Annotated in this window: 24 protein-coding genes; 13 read left to right on the top strand and 11 right to left on the bottom strand. The window is 41.4% G+C overall.

Annotation, left to right across the window (positions count from 1 at the left end; translation table 11 throughout):
- Positions 1–97: 97 nt before the first annotated feature.
- The 3 genes from WFY05_RS15885 (at position 98) to WFY05_RS15895 (ending at position 4,052) form a co-directional block, all read left to right on the top strand.
- The gene (locus WFY05_RS15885) at positions 98–766 is read left to right on the top strand and encodes a YggS family pyridoxal phosphate-dependent enzyme (RefSeq protein WP_340113889.1); all 669 of its coding nucleotides are present in this window, start codon (positions 98–100) and stop codon (positions 764–766) included.
- A 61-nt stretch (positions 767–827) separates the two neighbouring features.
- Positions 828–1,814: a dihydroorotate dehydrogenase-like protein gene (locus tag WFY05_RS15890; RefSeq protein WP_340113890.1), complete on the top strand. Its 987-nt coding sequence runs from the start codon at positions 828–830 to the stop codon at positions 1,812–1,814.
- Positions 1,815–1,826: 12 nt separating this feature from the next.
- Positions 1,827–4,052 (top strand): PKD domain-containing protein, encoded by a 2,226-nt coding sequence (locus WFY05_RS15895; protein ID WP_340113891.1) that lies wholly within the window; start codon positions 1,827–1,829, stop codon positions 4,050–4,052.
- Positions 4,053–4,315: 263 nt separating this feature from the next.
- On the opposite strand, the gene WFY05_RS15900 is transcribed toward WFY05_RS15895, so the two are convergent.
- The 3 genes from WFY05_RS15900 to WFY05_RS15910 are packed head-to-tail and all read right to left on the bottom strand — an operon-like array spanning position 4,316 to position 6,841.
- Positions 4,316–5,296, bottom strand: coding sequence for a PorP/SprF family type IX secretion system membrane protein (locus tag WFY05_RS15900; protein WP_340113892.1), 981 nt, complete (start codon positions 5,294–5,296; stop codon positions 4,316–4,318).
- Between the two features lie 46 nt (positions 5,297–5,342).
- Positions 5,343–6,320: a type IX secretion system membrane protein PorP/SprF gene (locus tag WFY05_RS15905; RefSeq protein ID WP_340113893.1), complete on the bottom strand. Its 978-nt coding sequence runs from the start codon at positions 6,318–6,320 to the stop codon at positions 5,343–5,345.
- 14 nt (positions 6,321–6,334) lie between these two features.
- On the bottom strand, positions 6,335–6,841 hold the full coding sequence (locus tag WFY05_RS15910; RefSeq protein WP_340113894.1) for a HEAT repeat domain-containing protein: 507 nt from the start codon (positions 6,839–6,841) through the stop codon (positions 6,335–6,337).
- A gap of 197 nt (positions 6,842–7,038) precedes the next feature.
- Here WFY05_RS15910 and WFY05_RS15915 point away from each other — a divergent pair, with 197 nt between their 5' ends.
- Positions 7,039–8,412 (top strand): MATE family efflux transporter, encoded by a 1,374-nt coding sequence (locus WFY05_RS15915; RefSeq protein ID WP_340113895.1) that lies wholly within the window; start codon positions 7,039–7,041, stop codon positions 8,410–8,412.
- Complete coding sequence (locus WFY05_RS15920; protein WP_340113896.1) at positions 8,393–8,821, top strand: hypothetical protein; 429 nt, start codon at positions 8,393–8,395, stop codon at positions 8,819–8,821. The genes WFY05_RS15915 and WFY05_RS15920 overlap by 20 nt, the downstream gene beginning before the upstream one ends.
- Here WFY05_RS15920 and uvrA read toward each other — a convergent pair.
- Positions 8,807–11,614, bottom strand: coding sequence for an excinuclease ABC subunit UvrA (gene uvrA / locus WFY05_RS15925; RefSeq protein WP_340113897.1), 2,808 nt, complete (start codon positions 11,612–11,614; stop codon positions 8,807–8,809). The genes WFY05_RS15920 and uvrA overlap by 15 nt on opposite strands.
- A 157-nt stretch (positions 11,615–11,771) precedes the next feature.
- On the opposite strand from uvrA, the gene WFY05_RS15930 reads away from it, so the two are divergent.
- Positions 11,772–12,365 (top strand): RNA polymerase sigma factor, encoded by a 594-nt coding sequence (locus tag WFY05_RS15930; protein ID WP_340113898.1) that lies wholly within the window; start codon positions 11,772–11,774, stop codon positions 12,363–12,365.
- A gap of 67 nt (positions 12,366–12,432) precedes the next feature.
- Positions 12,433–12,651 carry a hypothetical protein gene (locus WFY05_RS15935; protein ID WP_340113899.1) on the top strand — a complete coding sequence of 73 codons (219 nt, stop codon included), beginning with the start codon at positions 12,433–12,435 and terminating at the stop codon, positions 12,649–12,651.
- A 58-nt stretch (positions 12,652–12,709) separates the two neighbouring features.
- On the opposite strand, the gene nhaA is transcribed toward WFY05_RS15935, so the two are convergent.
- Positions 12,710–14,023, bottom strand: coding sequence for a Na+/H+ antiporter NhaA (gene nhaA / locus WFY05_RS15940; protein WP_340113900.1), 1,314 nt, complete (start codon positions 14,021–14,023; stop codon positions 12,710–12,712).
- Between the two features lie 150 nt (positions 14,024–14,173).
- Here nhaA and WFY05_RS15945 point away from each other — a divergent pair, with 150 nt between their 5' ends.
- The 6 genes from WFY05_RS15945 (at position 14,174) to WFY05_RS15970 (ending at position 17,995) form a co-directional block, all read left to right on the top strand.
- Positions 14,174–15,019, top strand: a complete 846-nt coding sequence (locus WFY05_RS15945; protein ID WP_340113901.1) for an SPFH domain-containing protein — start codon at positions 14,174–14,176, stop codon at positions 15,017–15,019.
- Positions 15,020–15,028: 9 nt separating this feature from the next.
- Positions 15,029–15,547, top strand: a complete 519-nt coding sequence (locus tag WFY05_RS15950; RefSeq protein WP_340113902.1) for a hypothetical protein — start codon at positions 15,029–15,031, stop codon at positions 15,545–15,547.
- A 3-nt stretch (positions 15,548–15,550) separates the two neighbouring features.
- Complete coding sequence (locus WFY05_RS15955; protein ID WP_340113903.1) at positions 15,551–15,718, top strand: type II toxin-antitoxin system antitoxin; 168 nt, start codon at positions 15,551–15,553, stop codon at positions 15,716–15,718.
- Entirely contained in the window at positions 15,711–15,854 is a 144-nt protein-coding gene (locus tag WFY05_RS15960) for a hypothetical protein (protein ID WP_340113904.1), read from the top strand. The genes WFY05_RS15955 and WFY05_RS15960 overlap by 8 nt, the downstream gene beginning before the upstream one ends.
- Before the next feature lie 51 nt (positions 15,855–15,905).
- On the top strand, positions 15,906–16,115 hold the full coding sequence (locus tag WFY05_RS15965; protein WP_340113905.1) for a zinc ribbon domain-containing protein: 210 nt from the start codon (positions 15,906–15,908) through the stop codon (positions 16,113–16,115).
- A 224-nt stretch (positions 16,116–16,339) separates the two neighbouring features.
- Positions 16,340–17,995 carry a diphosphate--fructose-6-phosphate 1-phosphotransferase gene (locus WFY05_RS15970; RefSeq protein ID WP_340113906.1) on the top strand — a complete coding sequence of 552 codons (1,656 nt, stop codon included), beginning with the start codon at positions 16,340–16,342 and terminating at the stop codon, positions 17,993–17,995.
- A gap of 131 nt (positions 17,996–18,126) precedes the next feature.
- On the opposite strand, the gene WFY05_RS15975 is transcribed toward WFY05_RS15970, so the two are convergent.
- The 6 genes from WFY05_RS15975 to WFY05_RS16000 all read right to left on the bottom strand — a co-directional run bounded on the left by WFY05_RS15975 (position 18,127) and on the right by WFY05_RS16000 (position 23,439).
- Positions 18,127–18,702, bottom strand: coding sequence for a flavodoxin family protein (locus tag WFY05_RS15975; RefSeq protein WP_340113907.1), 576 nt, complete (start codon positions 18,700–18,702; stop codon positions 18,127–18,129).
- Between the two features lie 64 nt (positions 18,703–18,766).
- Positions 18,767–19,420, bottom strand: a complete 654-nt coding sequence (locus WFY05_RS15980) for a DUF4159 domain-containing protein (RefSeq protein WP_340113908.1) — start codon at positions 19,418–19,420, stop codon at positions 18,767–18,769.
- A gap of 45 nt (positions 19,421–19,465) precedes the next feature.
- A complete protein-coding gene (locus WFY05_RS15985) occupies positions 19,466–20,167 on the bottom strand; it encodes a 16S rRNA (uracil(1498)-N(3))-methyltransferase (RefSeq protein WP_340113909.1) in 702 nt (233 codons plus the stop codon).
- 55 nt (positions 20,168–20,222) lie between these two features.
- Positions 20,223–21,233, bottom strand: coding sequence for a cytochrome d ubiquinol oxidase subunit II (locus tag WFY05_RS15990; RefSeq protein WP_340113910.1), 1,011 nt, complete (start codon positions 21,231–21,233; stop codon positions 20,223–20,225).
- Positions 21,226–22,536, bottom strand: coding sequence for a cytochrome ubiquinol oxidase subunit I (locus WFY05_RS15995; protein WP_340113911.1), 1,311 nt, complete (start codon positions 22,534–22,536; stop codon positions 21,226–21,228). Before WFY05_RS15995 ends, WFY05_RS15990 begins: the two co-directional genes overlap by 8 nt.
- Before the next feature lie 408 nt (positions 22,537–22,944).
- Positions 22,945–23,439: a SixA phosphatase family protein gene (locus tag WFY05_RS16000; protein WP_340113912.1), complete on the bottom strand. Its 495-nt coding sequence runs from the start codon at positions 23,437–23,439 to the stop codon at positions 22,945–22,947.
- Positions 23,440–23,503: the final 64 nt, after the last annotated feature.

Here is a 23,503-nt window from a genome sequence, read left to right on the forward strand (position 1 = left end):
CATTTCTACCATCAATCCATCAGTCTGGTAATTTCTCTGTATTCTTCCTCGGCTATTCCCGTCAATATTTCTATTTTTACAGTAAATTCAGCACAGTATGGATATCGGGAAGAATATTTTATCAATCAAAACTAATTTGCCTGAAGGTGTAAAACTGGTTGCTGTTTCGAAGACCAAACCCAAAGCAGATATTTTAGCGGCTTATAAAACCGGCCATCGTATTTTTGGAGAGAATAAAGTACAGGACCTGACAAAAAAATACGAGGAACTTCCCAAAGATATCGAGTGGCATTTTATCGGGCATCCGCAGAGCAATAAAGTAAAATATATTGCGCATTTCATCAGCCTGATTCATGGAGTTGATTCGCTTAAGCTGCTGAAAATGATCAATAAAGAAGGAAAGAAAAACGACCGCAAAATAAAGTGCCTGTTGCAGTTTCATATTGCCGAGGAAAGTACCAAGTTTGGATTAAACGTTGACGAAGCCCGCGAGATCCTGGATTCGGAAGCTTACAAGAATTTTACAAACATTGAAATTGCCGGGGTGATGGGAATGGCGACTTACACCGATGATAAAGAACAGATCAGAAAAGAGTTCAAGATGTTGTATAATATCTTTACTCAGCTAAAAAATGAATATTTTGCCGATTCTAAATCATTTCGTGAAATTTCGATGGGCATGTCGGATGACTACCCGATAGCGCTGGAAGAAGGCAGTACAATGATCAGGGTAGGGAGTAACATTTTTGGAGCAAGAAATTATTAGCATATAAATATCAAAAAAGGAGTTTAAATTTAAACTCTGAACATTAAATTTTAAAGTTGTTATGGCAAATTTGGAAACTACATATTTAGGATTAAAACTGAATAATCCTTTGGTAGCAGCAAGTTCAGGACTTACCAGTTCGGTTGAAAAGATTAAAGAACTGGCTGAAGCCGGGATCGGAGCTATTGTTTTAAAATCGATTTTTGAGGAACAGATCAACAACGAAATTACAAGTTTGCTCAAAAATCAGCAGAACACCTCTTACCCGGAAGCCGAGGATTACATCAGAAACTACACCCGTAATAATACTGTTGTACACCACCTCGATTTGTTGAAGAAAGCGAAGGAGGCAGTGGATATTCCTATAATTGCCAGTGTAAACTGCATCACCGGTATGGAGTGGACCAGCTTTGCCAAAGATTTTGAGGAAGCCGGTGCCGATGCCATCGAGCTGAATATTTTTTACCTGCCTACCGACCGGCACGAAAAACCGGGCATGGTGGAGCAACTGTACATCGATGTGCTTGAAAAAGTAAAAAGAGAAGTGACTATTCCGGTTTCGGTAAAATTTGGTGTGCATCACAGCAACATCGTGGGAATGGCTGATAAACTGAAAGCCAGTGGAGCAGCCGGAATAGTAATGTTCAACCGTTTTTATGAACCCGATATCAACCTTGATACCCTTGAGTTGACTTCTTCGGAAGTATTTAGCTCTCCTTCCGATATTCGTCGTTCATTGCGCTGGGTCGGTTTGGTTTCATCATCGGTTACGAGACTTGATATTGCCGCATCAACAGGTATTCACGACGGAGATGGCGTATTGAAACAGTTGCTGGCAGGTGCCCAGGTGGCACAGCTTTGTTCTACGCTGTATATCAATGGTTCTGCGTCAATACCTCCTATTATTGACGAGATAAAGACATTTATGAAAAAATGGAATTTCAAAAAGATAGAAGATTTTAGGGGACGACTTTCTTATAAAAATATTCCCGATCCGTTGATGTACGAGCGTTCGCAGTTCATGAAGTACTTCTCGAATCGGAAATAGTACAAAATACTTATGAAATTCATAAAACCGGTATTTCTGATTGTACTCTTTTGCTGCATGGGAAGTACCGGTTTTGTTTTGGCTCAGGAACCACCAGTTATTGACAATCCTAATACCGAGCCTGTTCAGTACTGCGATGATCCGGTTGCAGTGGCAGAGGCAATATCCATCCAGAATATTCAGGTTGATGAAGAAAGCGAAGGGATGAAAATATCCATTTCGCCGTACACCCGTGGAGAGGACCTACTGGAGTGGGATGAAGTAGGAACATTTGACTATAACTGGAATGATGGTAGTGGTTATCTCGAAATCAGTGGAATAGGGACCGACGCTGAGTATGAAGAAGCGGTCTCGAAGGTTTATTATCACAATGTTTCCGGTTCAAAAAATCCGGGCATTCGGTCGTTTTCAATTACACTTCGCGATGCCGACTATTTACCCGCAACCGGACATTTTTATCGTTTTGTAGCTGATGAATCGATATCGTGGACCAGTGCACGTTCTCGTGCTGCTTCAATGGATTATTATGGTTTGCAAGGATATCTTGCCACAATCCGTTCAAAAGAAGAACAGGATTTTATTTACACAAAAACTGAAGGAACAGGATGGATCGGTGCTTCGGATCGTTCGCAGGAAGGAACTTGGAAATGGGTGGAAGGTCCGGATGAGGGAGTAGTATTTTGGTCGGGAACATCAAGCGGAACGCCCGTTGATGACGAGTATTCGCACTGGGGGACGGGTGAGCCCAATAACTTGAATGATGAAGATTATGCGCACATTTTATACAGCGCCGGCACTCGCGGTTATTGGAACGATCTGCCAAATACCGGTTCGGGAACCCCGGGCTATATACCACAGGGTTTTTTAATTGAATTTGGTGGCATGCCCAATGATCCGGAGGTAAAATTATCAGCTGTGGCTTATGTTGATGTTACAGCTAGCGAACACCCTGAACTGGATAAAAATAAGGTAAAAATGCTTTTTTGCGGTGGGATGACTCATCCCTTTGAAATTGCTTTTACCAATGGAAATCCATCTGTTGTTTTGGAGGAATTAGATGCAGGCGTTAGTATTGAAGATCATACATCGTATAATCCTGTTATATCAGTTCCGGAATACGGCACTTATTCTTTTTTATTGACAATGACCGATGAGGCAAGCTGCCAATATACTGATACATTGCAAATCGGAATACACAATCAACCCCAAGCCACTTTCGATCTCGATGAAGATGAATGCTACGGGTACAACCTGCAGTTAGCATACATTGGAACTACATTGGAAGAAGCTGAATTTACCTGGTATTACAATTCAGAGGAATTTGCAACGGGAATAGGAATGGAAAGTGTTACCATTCCGTTAGGTTTCGAGCATATCGATCGCACGGTTGGACTGAAAATAAACGAACAAGGCTGCACTGATGTTTCAGCTCCGCGCAATGTAATGGCAAAACCCGATATCGTTGTTTCGGCAGAAAATACTGAAGGTTGCTCTCCATTACAAGTCGATTTTTCAGCAACAAGCAGTAATCCTGCAGCCTCGTATCTCTGGGATTTTGACGATGGAAACACTTCCCCGGAACAACATCCTGCTCATCAGTTCATAAATTCGGAAGATAATCTGCGTCCTTTTGATGTTAGTCTTACGGTTGTAGATGAAAATAATTGTGAAAATACTGCAATATATGATTCTTTGGTAGCTGTTTATCCCGTTCCTGTATCCGATTTTTATTTTGAACCCTCCGAAGTTTTGATCACCGATCCCGAAGTTCATTTCATAAATACCAGTCATGCAGCACTTTCATATTTGTGGGACTTTGGCGATAGTACTTTTTCCGATATTACAAATCCCGTGCATCGTTATGATGCCATGAATATTTATTCGGTTTCACTCATTACCGATAATGATTTTGAGTGTAGAGATACCATCGTAAAACCTGTTGTTGTAACGTTTGATCGTTTATTCCCGCCAAACGCGTTTTCTCCCAATGCAACTCTCGAAGAAGACCGCGAATTTAGAGTTTATGGTGAAGGTGTAGTGGACGAGGGATATCAACTGCTCATCTTTAATCGCTGGGGTGAGATTATTTTTGAATCGAACAGTCAAAATACAGGTTGGGACGGTTCCATGAAAAACAACGAATTTGCGCCTGCAGGAGTTTACACCTGGGTGCTTCAATACACCGATTTTGCGGGTGAACAGCACAAGCAGCAGGGAACGGTAACTCTTCTATTTTAGCGGTTTAGGGTAAAATTTACGCTTATCTTTATGGATTTTTAACTTGGCTTGATGCCTCATTTTTTGTAATTTTAAAACACTTAAAATTCGGGTACTATGAGGAGGCAGGATTTGTCAATACGAGAGGTTTCCAAAAGGAATTATCAGGTATTCAAAGGATACTCGATTAATTTTAAAGAAAACAGGACGAGAAGTATAGAGGAGGAACACTACGTCGTACCGTGGGAAATGACACATGAGGATTGGAAAAAGCCCGTTTACCATTAAATCATCGGTATGAGTAACCTGTTTTGCAGGTTCTTTCTGCTTTTCGCTCCCAAAAAGAAAGTCAACGAAACTTCATGAGAACCGTGGCTGTAATTGGACAGTTTCGACAGGGTAAAGTCAAAGCTGTATCCAAACTGAAACTTTTCACGTGCAAATCCAATCAAGGCAATCAGCGCATCAGGACGAACATCGAAGTTATGTCTGAACCACCCTCCAAAAAGAAATGATTTTTCGATCATATAAATTCCAAGATTTAACTGTTTGAAGCTTCCCTGCTGCTGGTATAAAATATTTGGTGATAATGTGAATTCGCGCGATAACAGGCCATGATGAAAATTCCTGCTCCTGTTTCCCACGAGTGCTGTAATTTTTACCGGTACTCTTCCTTTATTATCGCCTTCCACAATCGATTCATCGGGGCGGTTTAAATGGTGTGCACTAATGCCCCAAAATGTTCTTTTGTTTTGTCCAACGATACCCACAGCAAAGTCGGGATAAGTTTTCCGGGATTCAGTAACTGTTATGGGTAAACTCCCGGATATCTGACCTGAAATCTGATCGATATTTGATGGAAAGACAAGGCCATTCACATCGTATTGTTTAACTACCAGACCGCCTTGTAATCCAAATGTCATAAACGTTTCCATGCCAAGTTGCACATGATGCGAATAGCTTACCGTGGCCCAGCTGGTGTTTATAACATTGTTCGGCTCTCGGTCGTAATTTATCTGAATTCCCAGCCCCGATTTACGGTTATCGAGCAGTCGGTCGTACGACAGCGAATAGGTAGTGAAAGCATTTCCTTGTTGTGGCCACTGGTTGCGGTAATTGGCAACAATTCGCTGAAGTTCTGTTGTACCGGCAAAGGCAGGATTCATATAAATTGGATTGGCATAAAATTGGGAATAATTGGGATCCTGGGCATACAGTATCGCCGGAATAAAACCAATTAGTATGAAGAGTTTTAGAAACTTCATGAATTACAAACCCTGAAAGTTGGCCGACCAAATTACAAAAACCATTTTAGTTCCTTTCGGTTGCCCATGGATTTATTTTGGAGTAGTCTATTCGGGGAACAATAATTTTCAGGTTTAGTTCTCCCATCAGGCCAATTTGATCTGATATGCCCGGAATTCCTGCGCCTGCATTTAAATCAATGCGAAAGTTTCCAAAGGCAATTCCTGCTGTTCCGCCCAGGCAATGAATGTTGTTGGTGATATCGCTTTGGAGAAAAATTCCCAACGTGTTATCAGCATGTTCCATGTAGGGATGTAATCGGATCACACTAAAATCTTCCTGGTAAAATACAATCACTTCAGGAATAAAAGCATAAGGCTTTGTTCTTAAACCTTTTTTGTAACCTTCGTGGTTCCCCGAAATGTAAAGTGTTAAATTGATCGGAGTAACTTTATTAAGATCTTCTTCGCCACCGGCAAAATCAACCTTTAACGGAAAGCCGGCAGTTAATCCCCAACTTGTCGTCCGACTTTCGTACAAAACAGCCAGACGTGGTTTTAAAAGCAGGTACTGGAAGAGATCCGGGCCCGGAGGATTGGGAGAGGATTCCGCATCGATCATTATCCCGTCGAGCGAATTTACATAAAGTTGTTTGGTGGCCAGTACAAAATTGGTACTCACGGCAAATCGCAGTGCACCGTTTTCGGTTTTTCTGGGTCTTGCAGCGTATGAAAAACCTAGTTCGGTAGTACTGATATTCCGTTTCCCGATAATGCCTTGCTGAAAAATGATGCTAATGCCACCGTTCAGTTTCTGAGACCAGGTGTCGTAAGTAAAATGCAGCTGGTTATAGGCTTGTGCGGAATCGACATTATAGAATTGATTACCCACATGCAAACTGGTTTGGTTGTCGAAACCGGCAAAAGCAGGATTAATGAGCATGGGATTTGAAAACGGCTGAAGCGGACTTTCGTTTTGTGATTTTGCGCTGAAAACCAAAGAAGAAAAGAACAGAATCCATATTATTTTGCCGAAATACTTCACCCGTGCAGCCTAATTTAGCTTGTCATTTTTAGCAATTCTTCCAGGAAATACTGTTTTTGTTTGTTGGCCGTTTTCAACGCCCGCGCAATTTTAAGTTTTATCGGTTTCATTTGCTCATCGGGAGGAAAATGTTCTAGGTTCTCGAGCACCGTAAAAGCCTCAAAAGCGACCGCCCATTCTTCATCGATAACAAGGTTGGTAAACACTTCGAAATACATGCTGTAATCGAGTCCGTTTTGCCAGCACATGGTGGTCAGTTCTTTTCGGATCGAATGGTACTTCTTGTTTTGCAGTGCATCGATAACAACAGGTATGGTATCTTTGTCTTTTATGGTACCAAGCAACTTTAAAATTTCAGCTTTAACTTCCGATTCAGGATTGGCACTCAGAAGTTCAAACAATATCGGAAGGTAACTCCGGTTGCCACATTCTTTAAGCGAGCGAACAGCTGAAATGACGGTTTCGGAATTGCTGGAGAACAACTTGTTTCGTGTGGCCTCGTTTATTTTTGGTTGTTTCATGATGAACGTAATTGAATGGCTGCAAATTTACATTTAATAAAAAGCTTAAACAAAGTGGAAATACAAATGTTTGTCAATAATCTTTACCTTTATGCAATTCATAAACCAGACATAATTGGACAAACACAAAAGGACATGAACCGGTTTGATTGGCGAAATCTTAACGATGCTAACAAAACACAAAGTAGTTTAATCGGATGAAGAATGTTGAAGAATTAAGAGAGGCTCACGTTGGCCGCTTGATGCTAAAATATTTTATCCCGGCATTTATTGGTGTGTTTGTCAATGCGCTTTATAACATAGTCGATCGTATTTTTATCGGACAGGGAGTGAGTGCCGAAGCGCTTTCCGGAGTGTCTGTAATCTTCCCGGTGATGCTTATTATGATGGGCTTCGGAATGTTGATAGGAATAGGTACCGGAGTTTATGTTTCCATCAACCTGGGGAAAAAGGATGTGGAACGTGCCGGGCAAACACTGGGGACAGGATTTACTCTGATGATCATTTCTTCTTTGCTGATCATGATAATTACTTACGCACTGAAAGTTCCTATTTTAAAATCGTTTGGTTCCACTGACGAGACATTTCAGTTTGCGAATGATTACCTTGATATCGTACTCGGAGGTGTACTTTTCATGGTGGTTGGCTTTTCGCTAAACAATGTTATCCGCTCCGAAGGAAATGCCCGAATCGCTATGGTTTCGATGATACTGAGTTCGGTGACCAACCTTATTCTTGACCCGATTTTTATTTTTGGTTTCGATATGGGAGTTAAAGGTGCAGCCTATGCAACCGTGATCTCCATGTTTATTTTAATGATCTGGGTGCTGTATCATTTTCTGAAAAGCAAACGATCGGTCATTAAGTTACAGCTCAAAAATATTCGGATAAACCGCGAAATATCCATGGAAATTCTGGCTATTGGAATGGCGCCCTTTTCGATGCAGATTGCCGGTAGTTTTGTGCAGGGATTACTGAATAAAAAGCTAATTGAGTTTGGCGGGGATCTGGCGGTTGGTGCCATTGGAATTATTAACTCGGTGCTAACTTTGGTGATCATGGCCATCGTTGCATTGAATATGGCCTCTCAACCGATCATCGGATTTAACTACGGAGCCAAATCGGTCGATCGAATTAAACAAACCCTAAAAATTACCTTGATAGCTGCAACAATTATATCGGTGCTTGCATACGGTCTGCTTGAAACTTTCCCAGGAATGATTATCAAAGTATTCAACAGCGACAGCGAAATGTTGTATCAAATTGCAACACGTGGTTTACGAATTGTGATTCTTGTGATGCCCATAATTGGATTCCAGGTGGTTGCTTCCAACTTCTTTCAGGCCATCGGAAAAGCCGGATTATCGTTGTTTGCTACCTTGTTCCGTCAGGTGATCGCTTTAATTCCATTGTTGATTATTTTACCCGGTTTCTATGGGATTGACGGAATTTGGATCAGTTTTCCAATTTCTGATTCGCTCTCGGCAATTGTTGTTGCTTTCATCCTTGTACGTGAATGGAAACGCCTTCCTATAATTGTTGCAAAAAACGATGAAAACCAGAAGAACTAAGTTGGCTGCTATGCTTGCACTACTTACGGTGCTTGTTTACATTTTTGTTTTTAATCCCGGAATACTGGAGAGTGAAATTGTTAAGAATAGTCACTTCCCGGCCGGAACACTCATATCTTGGGCAGGATTGTTTCTTTATACTTTGCTGATGTTCAGATTGATTCGATCCGATGGTGCTTCAATGCTCTCAAAACGAATGAAACAAATTCTACTGGTGAACACCATCTTGGCAGCTTGTTGGGGATTTATTGCCAGAGTTTTAGCAGGAAACTGGTTGTTTTCTTTTCAGAATTCAGACTTCAACTTTCGGCTTTGGATCGGAATTACCGTGCTGATTCTGATCTTACCAGTCGTTATATTTCTGCTGCTCGGAATACAGCGTTTGTGGCTAATGCTAGGCAAGCGATAGCTTTTCTGCTAAAGCCTTTCCGGTATAGGATGCTTTGGTTTTTAACAGGTCTTCGGGTAATCCCGCAAAAACCAGATCACCGCCTTTGTCACCACCATCGGGGCCCAGATCGATGATCCAGTCGGCACATTTAATAATTTCCATGTTGTGTTCGATGATCAGGATGGAATGACCACGCGATATTAGTGCATTGAAAGAATCGAGTAGTTTCCTGATATCGTGAAAATGCAGACCGGTTGTAGGCTCATCAAAAATAAACAGAGTAGGAGCATCCTTCTCTTTGGCCAAAAAGGAAGCCAGTTTTACACGTTGGCTTTCTCCACCCGATAAAGTGCTCGATGACTGACCGAGTTTGATGTAGCCCAAACCTACATCTTGCAGTGGTTGCAGACGCTTGGTGATTTTCTTTTCGGTTGAGCTTGTTCCTTTTGAAAAGAGTTCAATCGCTTCGTTCACGGTAAGATTAAGAATATCGTCGATATTTTTTTCGTGATAGCGTACTTCCAGTATGTCTTCTTTAAAACGTTTTCCTCCGCAGCTTTCGCACACCAGGAATACATCGGCCAGGAACTGCATTTCAACTTTTATGGTTCCTTCGCCCTGGCATTCATCACAACGACCACCATCAACGTTAAACGAAAAGTGAGAGGGTTTTAATCCCTGTATTTTCGCAGCCTGCTGCTGTGAATATAACTTTCTGATCTCGTCGTAAGCTTTCAAATAAGTCACCGGGTTTGAGCGAGAGGATTTCCCGATCGGATTCTGATCGATAAATTCAACGGCTTGCAGCAGTTTGTAGTCGCCTTTTACGGCATCGTGACGCCCGGTTTTTTCACCGTAACCTCCAAAGATTTTAGTCAGCGCCGGAGTTAGAATTTTCGAGACCAGCGACGATTTCCCTGATCCGCTGACTCCCGTGACTACAGTCATTGTGTTCAACGGAAACTTCACCGAAACATTTTTAAGGTTGTTTTCTCGTGCACCAATTAGTTCGATTGAATTTGTCCATTTACGACGTTGCTTAGGAATTTTAATATTTTCCACTCCTGTCAGGTATTTTGTGGTCAAACTTTCGGGCTTCTTGGCCAATTGTTTGTGATTGCCCTGAAAAACCACCTCGCCGCCATGTTGGCCTGCAAGCGGACCGATATCAATGACTTCATCAGCGGCCCGGATAATTTCTTCATCGTGTTCAACCACCAGAACTGTATTACCAATTTTTTGCAATCGGCGCAACACTTTTATCAGCCTTTCTGTATCGCGCGAATGCAAGCCGATGCTCGGTTCGTCGAGAATATAAAGCGAGCCAACCAAACTGCTTCCAAGTGAAGTCGCCAGGTTGATGCGCTGTGATTCACCTCCCGACAAAGTGGATGAAAGTCGGTTGAGCGTTAAATATCCCAGCCCGACATCGCACAGAAATTCGAGTCGATTGGTAATTTCTATTAAAATTCTTCTCGAAATATCGAGGTCATGTTCCGAGAGTTCCAGTTTTTCGAAAAAAGTTTGAAGCTCGGAAATGGGCATCAACACCAATTCCTGCAATGATTTTTGCGCCACTTTTACGTAGCCCGCTTCACGTTTTAGCCGGCTGCCTTTACATTCTGGGCAGATCGTTTTTCCGCGGTACCTCGAAAGCATCACACGATATTGTATTTTATAGCTGCCTTCCTCCAGGTGTTTAAAAAAGCGATTCAGACCTTTAAAATATTTGTTCCCCGTCCAAAGCAGAAACTTCTGTTCTTCAGTTAGTTCGTAATAAGGTTTATGAATTGGGAAGTTAAATTTTTCGGCCGAATAGATCAGTTCACGTTTCCATTCGCTCATTTTTTCACCTTTCCAGCAGGCAATGGCATCCTGGTAAACCGATAAGGATTTATTTGGGATGACCAGGTCTTCGTCAATTCCAATTACTTTACCGTATCCTTCGCAACTCGGGCAGGCTCCCACCGGATTATTGAAGCTAAATGTGTGAACGCTGGGCACTTCAAACTCAAAACCGTCGGCTTCAAATCGATTCGAAAAACGTTTGTCTTCAATTCCGTTTTCTGTATATACTTTTATGATGCATTCGCCATCACCTTCATAAAAAGCGGTTTGAACTGAGTCGGCAATTCGGCTCAAAGTATCTTCATCGTGTTGTACGACCAACCGGTCGATAATCAGGTTGCAATCGCCCTGGCAAAGTGCTTCATCTTTATTTTTTAGCAGATCTTCAATTCTAACAATTTCATTGTTGGTTTCCAGTCGTGGAAATCCCTGCTGCATAAGTAATTCGGCTTCCTCGAGTACCGAACGCCCATTCTTCGGGTGCAGTGGCGAGGCAATTATAAGCTTGGTTTTGTCGCTATGTCCCGAAATAAAATCCACCACATCCGAAACCGTGTTTTGGGTAACCAGTTCTCCGGAAACCGGTGAATATGTCTTGCCAATTCGCGCATAAAGCAGCTTCAGGTAATCGTAAATTTCGGTAGATGTTCCAACTGTCGATCGGGGATTTCGGGTGTTAACTTTTTGTTCAATAGCAATTGCCGGAGGTATGCCGTTAATAAAGTCAACCTCAGGTTTATTAATTCTTCCAAGGAATTGCCGGGCATACGACGACAGGCTTTCGACATAGCGTCGCTGGCCTTCTGCAAAGAGTGTGTCGAAAGCCAAAGAAGACTTCCCTGAGCCGGAAACACCTGTTACAACAATGAATTTGTTTCGGGGTATTTTAAGGCTTATATTCTTTAAATTGTGTACCCTGGCGTTCTGAATTTCAATGTATTTGGCGCTTTTACTTTTCGGCATAATTTTTTCTCGAATGCAATAAATAATTCAAAAAACTTGTATTTTTCGTTAAATTGTTTCATTTTTGGTTCGTACAAAATTACAATAATTGTTTAACCACACTTAAAATTTGACGCCTATAGAGCCATTTTACTTTTTGTTTATTAAATAGAAGGTAATGTTCAAACTTAACTCACTGGACGACAATGAGCTCGTTCAACGATTTATTGAAGGCGATCAAGAATCTCTTGAAACTTTAATAGTACGACATAAAAGCAGGGTTTTTTCGTATATCCTGTTGATCGTAAAAAATCAGGAACTGGCTGAAGACATTTTTCAGGAAACGTTTATCAAAGTTATCCGCTCGTTGAAACGGGGGAAATACATTGAGAATGGGAAATTTGTTTCCTGGGTGCTTCGGATTTCACACAACCTGATTATTGATCATTTCAGAAAATTGAAATTGAAAGGAACCATTTCGAACGACAGTACCGAGGTGGATATTTTCAATTCTCAGAAGTTTTCTGAAGCTACTGTCGAAGATCAAATGGTCAACGATCAGATCTTAAACGAGGTGAAAGATCTGATCAAAGAATTGCCGGAAGATCAGCAGCAGGTTATTTACATGCGGCACTATATGGGGCTGAGTTTTAAAGAAATAGCCGATCAAACTGATGTAAGTATTAACACGGCATTGGGACGCATGCGTTATGCACTGATCAACCTGCGAAAGTTAATCGAGAAGAAAAAGATATCGCTGACAATGATTTAACTATTGTTAACACAATATTAAGTAGGGGAAGGGCGTTTTAAGGGAAAAGATAATTTTAAAAATGCCTATGGAGAAAATCTCTACTTTAATGTACTGTATTAATTCTTTTCAAAGTGATTGCGATAAAATAGAAACCGCAATAGCCGGTCAGGAATTGAATACTTCGAAAACTACAAATGAGATGGAACCATCCGAAGCTTCCATCAGAAATATTCTGAATTTTGCCCGTTCGTACGACGTCGTTGAAACCAAGTCGGCGGGATACGTGGAAATGATATTAAATTAACGATAAGGCACCGATAAGGTGCCTTATTTATGCTTTCGTTTTTTATAATCTTTTCAGTTTAATCTTTTTCGGGTGCGGTAGTCAGCCTGATAAACGTGTAGCCCAATATTCCGGCAACTAACGATCCAAACAAAATACCCATCTTGGCAGAGTCGACAAGCGCAGCATCTTTGTATGCTAGGCTGTTAATAAACAACGACATTGTAAATCCTAATCCGCCAAGAAATGAAACTCCCCCCAATTGTTTGAAGTTTACATTCTCCGGTAATTCGGCAATGTTAAACTTGATGGCCAGCCATGAAAAAGCGAAAATTCCAATCACGTTTCCGACCACCATACTCAAAGCCAGGTTCAACGACAGCGCGATATTCGTGTCTCCCCCGAAACTAAATGCAACCCCTGCATTGGCTAAAGCAAAAACCGGCATAATCAGGTACGACACCCATCCGTGCAACATGTGTTCCAGATGCTGGAGTGGAGATGTAGTGGTTTCTGTTAATTCCTGAAGGTCGTCAATACTATGCATTTGCTTTTTGCTCAAAACTGTTTTTTGTTCATTTACATTGCAATCTGATATAAAATCTTCGAGAAGTTGTTTGCTTCTTTCATAAAATGATCTGGTATCTGTTTTTCTACGTAGAGGAATGGTCAGGGCCAATAAAACACCCGCAATGGTAGCGTGAATTCCCGATTTCAGGAATAGAATCCATACGATCACTCCGGCAATAAAAAAGATGTACTTCGAGTAATAATTAAAGCGGGTAAGAACCATTAAAACTGCTACAATGCCAAGTCCGATAAAAATATTCGACCAGATAAGGTTCGAACTGTAGAAAAAGGCGATTACCAAAACAGCTCCAAGGTCGTCGATGATCGCAAATGCCATTAAAAAGACTTTTACACCTGCCGGTACCCGGCTCCCCAAAAGGGTAAGAATCCCCAGCGAGAACGCAATGTCGGCTGCCATTGGAATACCCCAGCCTTCGCCACCTGCATTGCCTATGTTAAGCGCTGTAAACAGCACCGCAGGAACGATCATCCCACCAATAGCCGCAAATAATGGGAGTGAGGCTTTTTTGATGTGACTGAGTTCACCCGTGAGCACTTCACGTTTGATCTCCAGACCGATAACAAAGAAAAAAATGGCCATCAAGCCATCGTTGATCCATTTGTAAATGGGTTTTGACAATTCAAATCCAGGTAAACTGAAAGTGATGTATTTATCCCATAGGTTTAAAAATTGCTCACTGATGGGGCTGTTGGCAAGAATAAGTGCCAGTAATGTTACGCCAAAAAGGATAATACTGCTCGAGGATTCCAGACGAACAAACTGGTTAATAGGCTCTTTAATGATCTTGATTTTATCTTTCATATCAATGGATAACAGAAAAAGTTAAACAATGTTTCTGCGAAAATATCAAATTTATAAAGAAAAAATTTTAGTGGTGCTATTGACAAGTTGAAAAAAATGTTATAATTTAGTGATATCAAAATAATATCAAATTACTAAAATATTAATGTCATGGAAAAGCAATATTCTGGTTTATCGGGTTATTTGTTTCTGTTTGTGGAATTGATTCTGTTGGTACTTATTGTATTTGGTTTTCTTCGTGGGATGATTCTGACTTCGGTTATCTTAATTCCCATATTTATTCTGTTGGCCATCGGATTTACTGTCGTCGATCCAAATCAAAGCTGTGTTATGGTTTTGTTTGGTGCCTATAAGGGAACCATTAAAAAGAATGGCTTCTATTGGGTGAATCCGTTTTTTGTACGTAAAAAGATTTCACTTCGAGCCCGTAACTTTGATAGCGAGCCCATTAAAGTGAACGATAAACTGGGTAATCCGATCATGATCGGACTGGTTCTGGTATGGAAAGTTGAAGAAACCTACAGAGCTGCCTTTGGTGTTGATGAGTATGAGCATTTTGTAGTGGTACAAAGCGAAGCGGCACTTCGTAAACTGGCGGGTTTATATCCCTATGATAATATTGAGGATGAATCGGCCAAAGTTACCCTTCGCGATGGTACCGAAGAAGTGAACAATGAACTGGAGCGTGAAATTATTGAGCGCCTCGAGATTGCCGGCATTCATGTAATTGAAGCACGTATCAACCACATTGCGTATGCACAGGAAATTGCACAGGCCATGTTGAAAAGGCAACAGGCAACTGCCATTGTTGCAGCGCGTTATAAAATTGTTGAAGGTGCGGTAAGTATGGTTGAAATGGCTTTGGAAGAATTAAGCCAGAAAGAAATTGTAGAGTTGGATGAAGAGAAAAAAGCTACCATGGTGAGCAATTTAATGGTAGTATTATGTGGCGATAAAGATGCAACGCCGGTCGTTAACACAGGTTCTTTATATTAAGAAAAGTTCATGGAGAAAGTTCTCTTCACAGAAGAACAACGAAGCCGCAAATGGTGGCTCTGGATATTCTTTACTGCAGCTATTTTGTCGGTACTTATTCCAATGGGTATCGAAACAAAGCAAGGAGAATCTTTTGGAGTAGAACCATTAAACGATATCGAACCATCATTGCCGGGTATTTTATTTACGGTGGTAATGATTGGTGTCATGGTCATATTTATGATCAGCCGGCTTAAAACAAAAATTACCACAAAAGCTGTCTGGGTTTCTTTTTGGCCAATTATGCGAAAATGGAAAAAGATTAGTGCTGAAGAGATCGGATCGTACGAAATACGAACATTTCGTCCTAAACGTGAATATGGCGGTCATGGTATCAAGCGCAGAAGAAGGGCCGGAAGTGCATACACCATTGCAGGAAACCTGGGATTACAATTGCACTTAAAAGACGACAAGAAGATATTGATTGGAACTCAGAAGAAACAGGCTATAGAATACGCCATGCGCAAATTAATGGAAGGAGAGGAATAGAATATGGCGAAGAAAAAAACATTTGTTCTACGCGTTGATCCGGAAATGATGGCAGCAGTCGAAAAATGGGCTACCGACGATTTTCGGAGCATTAACGGACAACTGGAGTGGATTATTCACAATGCCCTGAAAGATGCAAAACGTTTAAAGAAAACTTCAGACAATGGGTAGATACGATCATTATAAGAAGCAAAAACCAGGTTCAAAGAATTCGATTTCAAAGGTCAGGAATATTGCTTTTGTGTTGCTGGCAACACTGGCAATTATTGGTTTTCTGATCCGTTTAGTAATGGAAATCAGAAATTGATACCAATATATGGAACCCTATTAATTGATACCTTGAAAATATTAGATAAAGATGAAAAAACATTTTAGCTGTCCAAAATGCAGTGGATGGGAATACGAGACAGATGAGATTCGTACAACTGGTGCTGGTTTTACAAAGTATTTCAATATCCAGAACCGACGTTTTACAACCGTTTCGTGCAAACGTTGTGGCTATACCGAATTTTATCGTGCCGGACGCTCAGGTGGTGGAAGCAATGTTCTCGATTTCTTAACCAACTAGTAGGTTGGGCCTTAACACACCCCAAAATCCTGACATTGATTCTTTGGGGAGCCATCTTCAAAAGAAGTGATTTTATGATTGTGCCTGTCGTGCATAGGCCAAGGCGATTATACACCCCTTTAACTTTACTTTAAATCCTTTACGCTAAACTTTTTAACATAGGAAATCCTGTTAAATTCACTTATTTTTGGTACGCTTTTCGAAAAAATAAAAAATAACATAAAATGAACATTAGCGCATTGCAAAAAGAAAGGGCTAAATATCAGCCTAAAGTACCTAAATCGATAGTAGGTTCTGTTAAAATGATAGAAGGCGAAAATACTCAATCAGTTGCCGATCAGGATGAAATACAAAAGTTATTTCCGAATACTTATGGTTTGCCATTGATAAGATTTGAAGCTGCAGAAGAAACAAAGGAACGCCCGGCGTTAAATGTTGGTGTGATACTTTCCGGTGGACAGGCTCCGGGAGGACATAACGTAATTTCAGGGATTTTTGATGGAATTAAGAATATTAATCCGGAAAGTCGGTTGTTCGGTTTTCTTGGTGGCCCTTCCGGATTAATAGAGCATAAATACATTGAACTTACCAAAGAAATAATTGATGAGTACCGTAATACCGGCGGTTTTGATATTATTGGTTCAGGAAGAACAAAATTGGAAGAAGAAAGTCAGTTCGACAAAGGATTGGAAATTGCAAAAGATCTGGCATTAAACGCACTTGTTGTAATTGGAGGTGACGATTCAAACACGAATGCATGTGTTCTGGCTGAGTATTATGCCAAAATAGATGCTGGTGTTCAGGTGATCGGTTGCCCAAAAACCATTGACGGTGACTTGAAAAACGAAATGATTGAAACTTCGTTTGGTTTTGATACAGCGACCAAAGTATATTCCGAGTTAATTGGTAACATTCAGCGCGATGCCAATTCAGCTAAAAAGTACTGGCACTTCATAAAATTAATGGGACGTTCAGCCTCTCATATTGCCCTGGAATGTGCCTTAAAAACACAACCAAACATTACTCTGATATCAGAGGAGGTAGCAGCAAAAAAGCAAACCTTAGCCGAAGTGGTTGAATACATGGCCGACATTATTATAAAACGTGCTGAAGACGGTAATAACTTTGGTGTGGCACTTATTCCTGAAGGTTTGATTGAATTTATTCCGGAAATGAAAACACTGATATCGGAATTGAATGATTTGCTCTCGGAGGGATCTGACTTTGAAAAAGAGTTCAAGCATCTTAAAAAAAGTCACCGTTTGGCTTGGATTGCTGAACATATTTCAGAAGAATCAGCAAAGGTATTTAAATCGCTGCCTACTGGTATTGCAACGCAGTTGACTCTTGATCGTGATCCACACGGAAATGTTCAGGTTTCATTAATTGAAACTGAGAAATTACTGGGTGAGATGGTTAAATCACTTTTAGAAGAACTAAAAGATAAAGGAAAATTCAGTGGAAAGTTTGGAACTCAATACCATTTCTTCGGATATGAAGGTCGTTGCGCTGCACCATCGAATTACGATGCCGATTATTGTTATTCGTTAGGTTTTACAGCCTCAGGACTTATTTCGGAAGGAAAGACCGGCTATATGTCATCGGTTAGAAATACGACTGCACCGGCAGCGGAATGGATAGCGGGAGGAGTTCCGATAACAATGATGATGAATATGGAAAAACGCCATGGTCACATGAAACCCGTTATTCAAAAGGCATTGGTTGAACTCGAAGGTGCTCCGTTCAAATATTTCGCATCGAAAAGAGGAGAATGGGCTTTCAATACGCAGTTTGTTTATCCCGGGCCAATTCAATATTTCGGACCAACCGAGGTATGTGATCCGACGACTGAAACATTGAAGCTGGAACAACAAAAATAAGATTCGATTGATAAAATATGAAAAGGCTGTTTATTCGTCAATTGACGGATGGATGGCCTTTTTTTTGAAACCGGAATTTTCATACTCAGTGTCCGATGTGCCTGAAAGTTGCAACTACCAACTGCGACTGTTTACTGTTTAATTCGTTTCAGCAACCAGGCCATATTCTCGGCCAGTGTACGGATGGTCTGCATGCCTTCGGCATCGTTGAGTACTTCTCCAGGTTGACTGCCAATGGCAAAATTCCAATAGCTCGATCCCGGAACGATCATCTGGTTGATCAGGAAAAAGTTGTTTATCGATTCGAAAGTGTGAAGTGCTCCGCCACGACGGACAGCAATAACGCCGGCTCCCACTTTTCGTTTTAGTAAGTGTCCGCTTGCGCGGGTAACATATCCGGCCACGTCGATTAATGTTTTAATTTCTGAGGTGACATCGGCAAAATAAACCGGCGATCCCAGGATAATTCCATCGGCTTCAATCATTTTCCCGATGCAAAAATTCAGGTGGTCATTTTTGATGTAGCATTTTCCGTCTTTTTTCTCCTTGCAGATTCCACAAGCCGTGCAGCCATGAACCGTTTTATTGCCCAGCTGAATAAGTTCTGTTTCAATGCCTTCCTCATTAAAAATTCGGAACATTTCATTCAGCAGTGTAACTGTGTTGCCGTTTCTACGCGGACTTCCGTTAAAGGCTACAATCTTCATAATGCGTTCATAATTAGATAGAAAGTGATAAAATAATTTGTGTGAGAATTGATGCTTTCAGCTCTTACTGAGCAAAAACAAAAGAGATGATATTGGCGCCCATTTTTAGTGCTTTTTCGCGCAGATCGGCCGGATCGTTGTGTACATCCTCATCTTCCCAGCCATCGCCCAGGTCGGTTTCGTAGGTGTACAGGCAAACCAATCGGTCTTCGATAAAGAGGCCAAATGCTTGAGGCGGTTTGTTGTCGTGTTCATGAATTTTGGGAACGCCCTGGTCGAAATCGTATTTCTGATGAAAAATAGGATGGGAGGGAGGCAATTCAACAAATTCTTTTTCAGGAAAAACCTTTTTCATCTCACGACGGAAATATTCATCCATACCATAATTATCATCCGCATGCAGAAAACCGCCAGCTTCCATGTACGCTCTCAAATTCATTGCTTCACTTTCCGAAAAAATGATGTTTCCGTGTCCGGTCATTTCCACATACGGGAAATTAAAGATTTCGGGGCTGCCCACTTCAATTGTCGATGGTTCGGGATTGATATTCGTGCCTAAATTCTTATTGCAGTATTCAATCAGGTTGGGCAAGGCCGTTGGATCGGAGTACCAGTCGCCGCCGCCATTGTATTTTAACAGGGCAATTTTGACACTGCTGTTTTGAGCTGTGCCGGCCAATGCCATAACCAGAAACAAAAGAAAAATTTGAGTGCGCATAAATGTAATTTTCCGAAAAATACAATTCGTAATTGAAACAAAGAATTAATCGTTCGCCAAATTAACGATGTGGCAGGCTACCACTCCTGCAGTTTCGGTACGAAGACGAGCATTACCAAGCGAAATCTCTGTAAATCCAACGGATTTTGCCTGTTCCACCTCCTCCGGGCTAAAATCGCCTTCAGGACCAATAAGGATGAGTGCATCATCGCCGGCTGCAATTTCATTTTTTAAGTGGGCTTTTAAGCCATCGTTGCAATGAGCGATAAATCTTTTCTCGGGATGATCCTGCTGGAGAAAATCTTTCAGTTCAGTGAGTTCATTTAGTTGAGGCAGGTAAGCTTTCAGCGATTGTTTCATGGCCGAAACCAGGATTTTTTCCAGCCGTTGCGGTTTTATTATTTTTCGTTCGGAATGTTCGCTGATCAAGGGGGTAATTTCGTCGATACCGATTTCAGTACATTTCTCGAGGAACCACTCAAACCGATCGATGTTTTTTGTTGGTGCAATGGCAATGTGCAGCCTGAAATTTCTTTTTTCATAATCGGATTTGGCCTCAAGAATCTGAAGCATACAGTTCTTCTGATGTGCCTCCAGAATTTCAGCCCTGTAAAAACCGCCCTTGCCATCAACGATTTGAACCTGATCGCCAACCGATAACCTTAACACTCGAACAGCATGCTTCGATTCTTCAGTACTTAGTGTGACGGTATTTCCAATGATTTCAGGAATAAAAAAGATTTGCATCCGATTTCAATACTTGGTTTTCACAAAAATAGTCAAATCGATGAAACCGATACTTTTAAACGCTTTTTGTTGGTTCGTCGTTAAACTTGAAAACTTTATAAAGATAAAACATCGAAGGAAAAATAATCACTATTCCAACGATTAGCGCGATCAACAGATACAGTTGTACTTCGTGAGAGGCGCTAGCCGACTGCAATGTGATATCCGGGCCATTTTTAATTTTAACCAGCACCGGAAATTGAATTGCAAACCAACCGGTAACGATCATGGTGGTTTGGAAACCTGCAGTCAGGCGAAGCATCAGTTTGTTGTTTGTCTTGAGATAATACCAAAATGCAGGAAGCGCAAGGGTAGCCAGAATAACACTAGCAATACTTGCTGGTGAATGCAGAAATTCGTAGAACAGGGGATGGCCGCTTGCCTGAGCCGCCGTGAAGACCATGGCACCTACCACAACCAAAGCCAGTAACAATCGCTTTGCCACTTTCGAGAAATAGCGGATGTAGTTTTCGTCGTTGATTTCGCTTACCGTAAAAATACCGGCCAAAAAGGCAAATAACAACACAAGAAACAATCCCATACTCATCGAGAACCAGTTTAGCCAAGGGCGAAGATAAACGTCGTAAAATCCCAATTGATAGTCGAGCGTAATGTTTCCGAGAATAATTCCACCTAAGGTAACTCCAAGAAAGAAAGTGGTGAAGAGGCTGGAATATTGAAATACTTTCGAATATATCGCTTTTGGTGTCTCTTCATCAATATCGTAATGCCTGAAAGTAAATGCTGTTCCCCGAAAGATAATTCCGATAAGAACGTGCAATACGGGTATGTGCAGAGCCGTGAGCACTGTGGAATAAACACTTGGGAAACCTACAAAAAGTATCACCACCACCAGGATCAGCCAAACGTGATTGGCTTCCCAAACAGGTGCTATGGCTCTGGAAACGATTCCCGAGGCTTTTCCTTTTGTAAGCAACTCCAGAATACCGCCTCCAAAATCGGCGCCACCCAAAACAACGTACAGTAGTAATGCAATAACAAGTACGAGTAAATTAATTTCAGCCATTGGTTTGGTACTTTAAATGCAACATTTTTATCTGTCTGCTTAACAACCAGATAACAACAAAACTAAGTAGCAAATACACTGCGGTAATGGTATAAAATGTGTATTGGATTCCCGGCATCGGTGTTAATGAGTCTTTCGTTTTCATAATGCCGTAAATGATCCAGGGTTGCCTACCTACTTCAGTAACAATCCAGCCTGCTTCAACAGCAATGAATCCCAAAGGAGTTGCTACAATAAGCAGTTTTAGCCACCAGCTTTTTTCAAGCCAGTGTTTCCATTTGTAGGTGCCGGCAAGGAAAATGACCGCAATCAGGATGAGAAACATGCCAATTCCGACCATCAATTGAAACGAATAGTGAGTGATGGGAACCGGCGGCCATTCTTCTTCCGGAAATTCTTCAAGTCCCTTTACTTCAGCATTAAAATCACCGTGTGCAAGGAAACTCAGAAAACCCGGTAGTTTAATAGCATATTTCACTTCTCGTTTTTCAACATCGGGGATACCTCCAATGATCAACGGTGCTTTTTCCTGGGTTTCGAAATGCGATTCGAAAGCCGCCAGTTTTGAGGGTTGTAATTTGGCCACATTTTTTGCAGCCAGGTCACCGCTAATGGGTTGCAAAATAGCTGCCACCGATGCAAAAGCCAGTGCAATGGTTATTGCCTTCGAATGAATTTCGAGTTTATTTTTCAAATATAAGATCGCATGTACTCCCGCAACTGCAAATCCTGTTGCCGAGAAAGCTGCAATGGTCATGTGGTGGGCCTGCGATAACCAGGCTTTGTTGAACATGGCTTTTACGGGATCGATGTTTATCGCCTGCCCGTTTACCCAATCGAAGCCCGAAGGAGCATTCATCCAACCGTTGGCGGCAACCACAAAAATTCCTGAGATGACACCTGATATCCCTACAATCATACCGGTAAACAAGTGTACTTTTTTGCTCAAACGGTTCCAGCCGTATAAGAACAGTCCAATCGCAATGGCTTCTACAAAAAAGGCTGTTCCTTCCAGTGAGAATGGCATTCCAAATATTGGGCCGGCGTGTTCCATAAAAGTTGGCCACAACATGCCCAGTTCGAAAGAAAGCATGGTACCGGAAACGGCACCTACGGCAAAGAATATTGCTACACCTTTTGCCCACGCCTTTGCAAGATCGAGGTAGACCGGATTGTTGGTTTTTAGCCACTTCCATTCGGCTACAAACATAAACCACGGCATTACCATGCCGATACATGCAAAAATGATATGAAATCCGAGCGAAACCCCCATTTGCATGCGGGCTGCCATAAATGTATCCATGTGTTTTTATTTGTTATTTCTGTTTTCGCTTATTCAAACAGTTTAAAATCCATTCGGTTTGATGAAAAATGCACATTTTCCGCTTTTTATTGCACCTGGTATTTCATTTGATTGATCCACTGCATCTTAGTAAAATATGAATAAAATGAATTATATTCTGTGGAATGGTTACTTGCATTTAATTTGTTGATTATGAACAAATGATAAAAATAATGGAAATATTTCAAATCGACGAAGAAATTTGAGGAAATAAAAAAAGCCAGAATTCCCTGATGCAAATTATGGCTTTCAGGGAATTGAGAGGTGCGGCAAGTATGAAAAAGACCACGACCGGTAAAAAAAAGTCTGGTATTCAGTTGTTTGGATGGCAGAGAGGGGTCTCATTTAGTAGCACGAAATTCAATTTAACTACTTAAACATGCGTGGCACCAAATGAAATGCCAGATCTCCACTGCGCGCTTCCACATCATTCCAGTTGTTTACATCAAAATCGATCCCAACCGTTGAAGTGGTAGGCATATCGCTGTTAAACGTTTTTAGGAGATTGGAAACGAAATAATAAAATCCGGGATTGTGGCCAAAAAAGAAAACCGTTTGGACATTCTCCGGCAGCTCGTTGATGATGTCCATAAACTCGCTTGTGGTCAGTCCATCGTATATGTCCTGCACTTCGCGGATATTGGCAGCATCATATTCCAGATTGTCGGCAAAATATCGTGCAGTTTTAATGGCCCGTTTTGCCGGGCTCGAGATCATCAGGTCGGGGATAACTTTTCTTCTGACCAACTCGTTGCTCACTAATTTTGCATCGCTTTTTCCGCGTGGGCGCAGATCGCGGTTAAAATCATCGTCGTAGCCGTAAGGAACGGCCTTTCCGTGCCGGACAATTACTACTCGTTTCATAGTCTGAAGTTTAAAGCCCGAAGTCGGAAGATCGGAGATAATACTCCGAAGTTGTTCACCTACC

Origin of the sequence: Maribellus mangrovi (genome assembly GCF_037646455.1) — a bacterium.
Classification (GTDB): domain Bacteria; phylum Bacteroidota; class Bacteroidia; order Bacteroidales; family Prolixibacteraceae; genus Draconibacterium; species Draconibacterium mangrovi_A.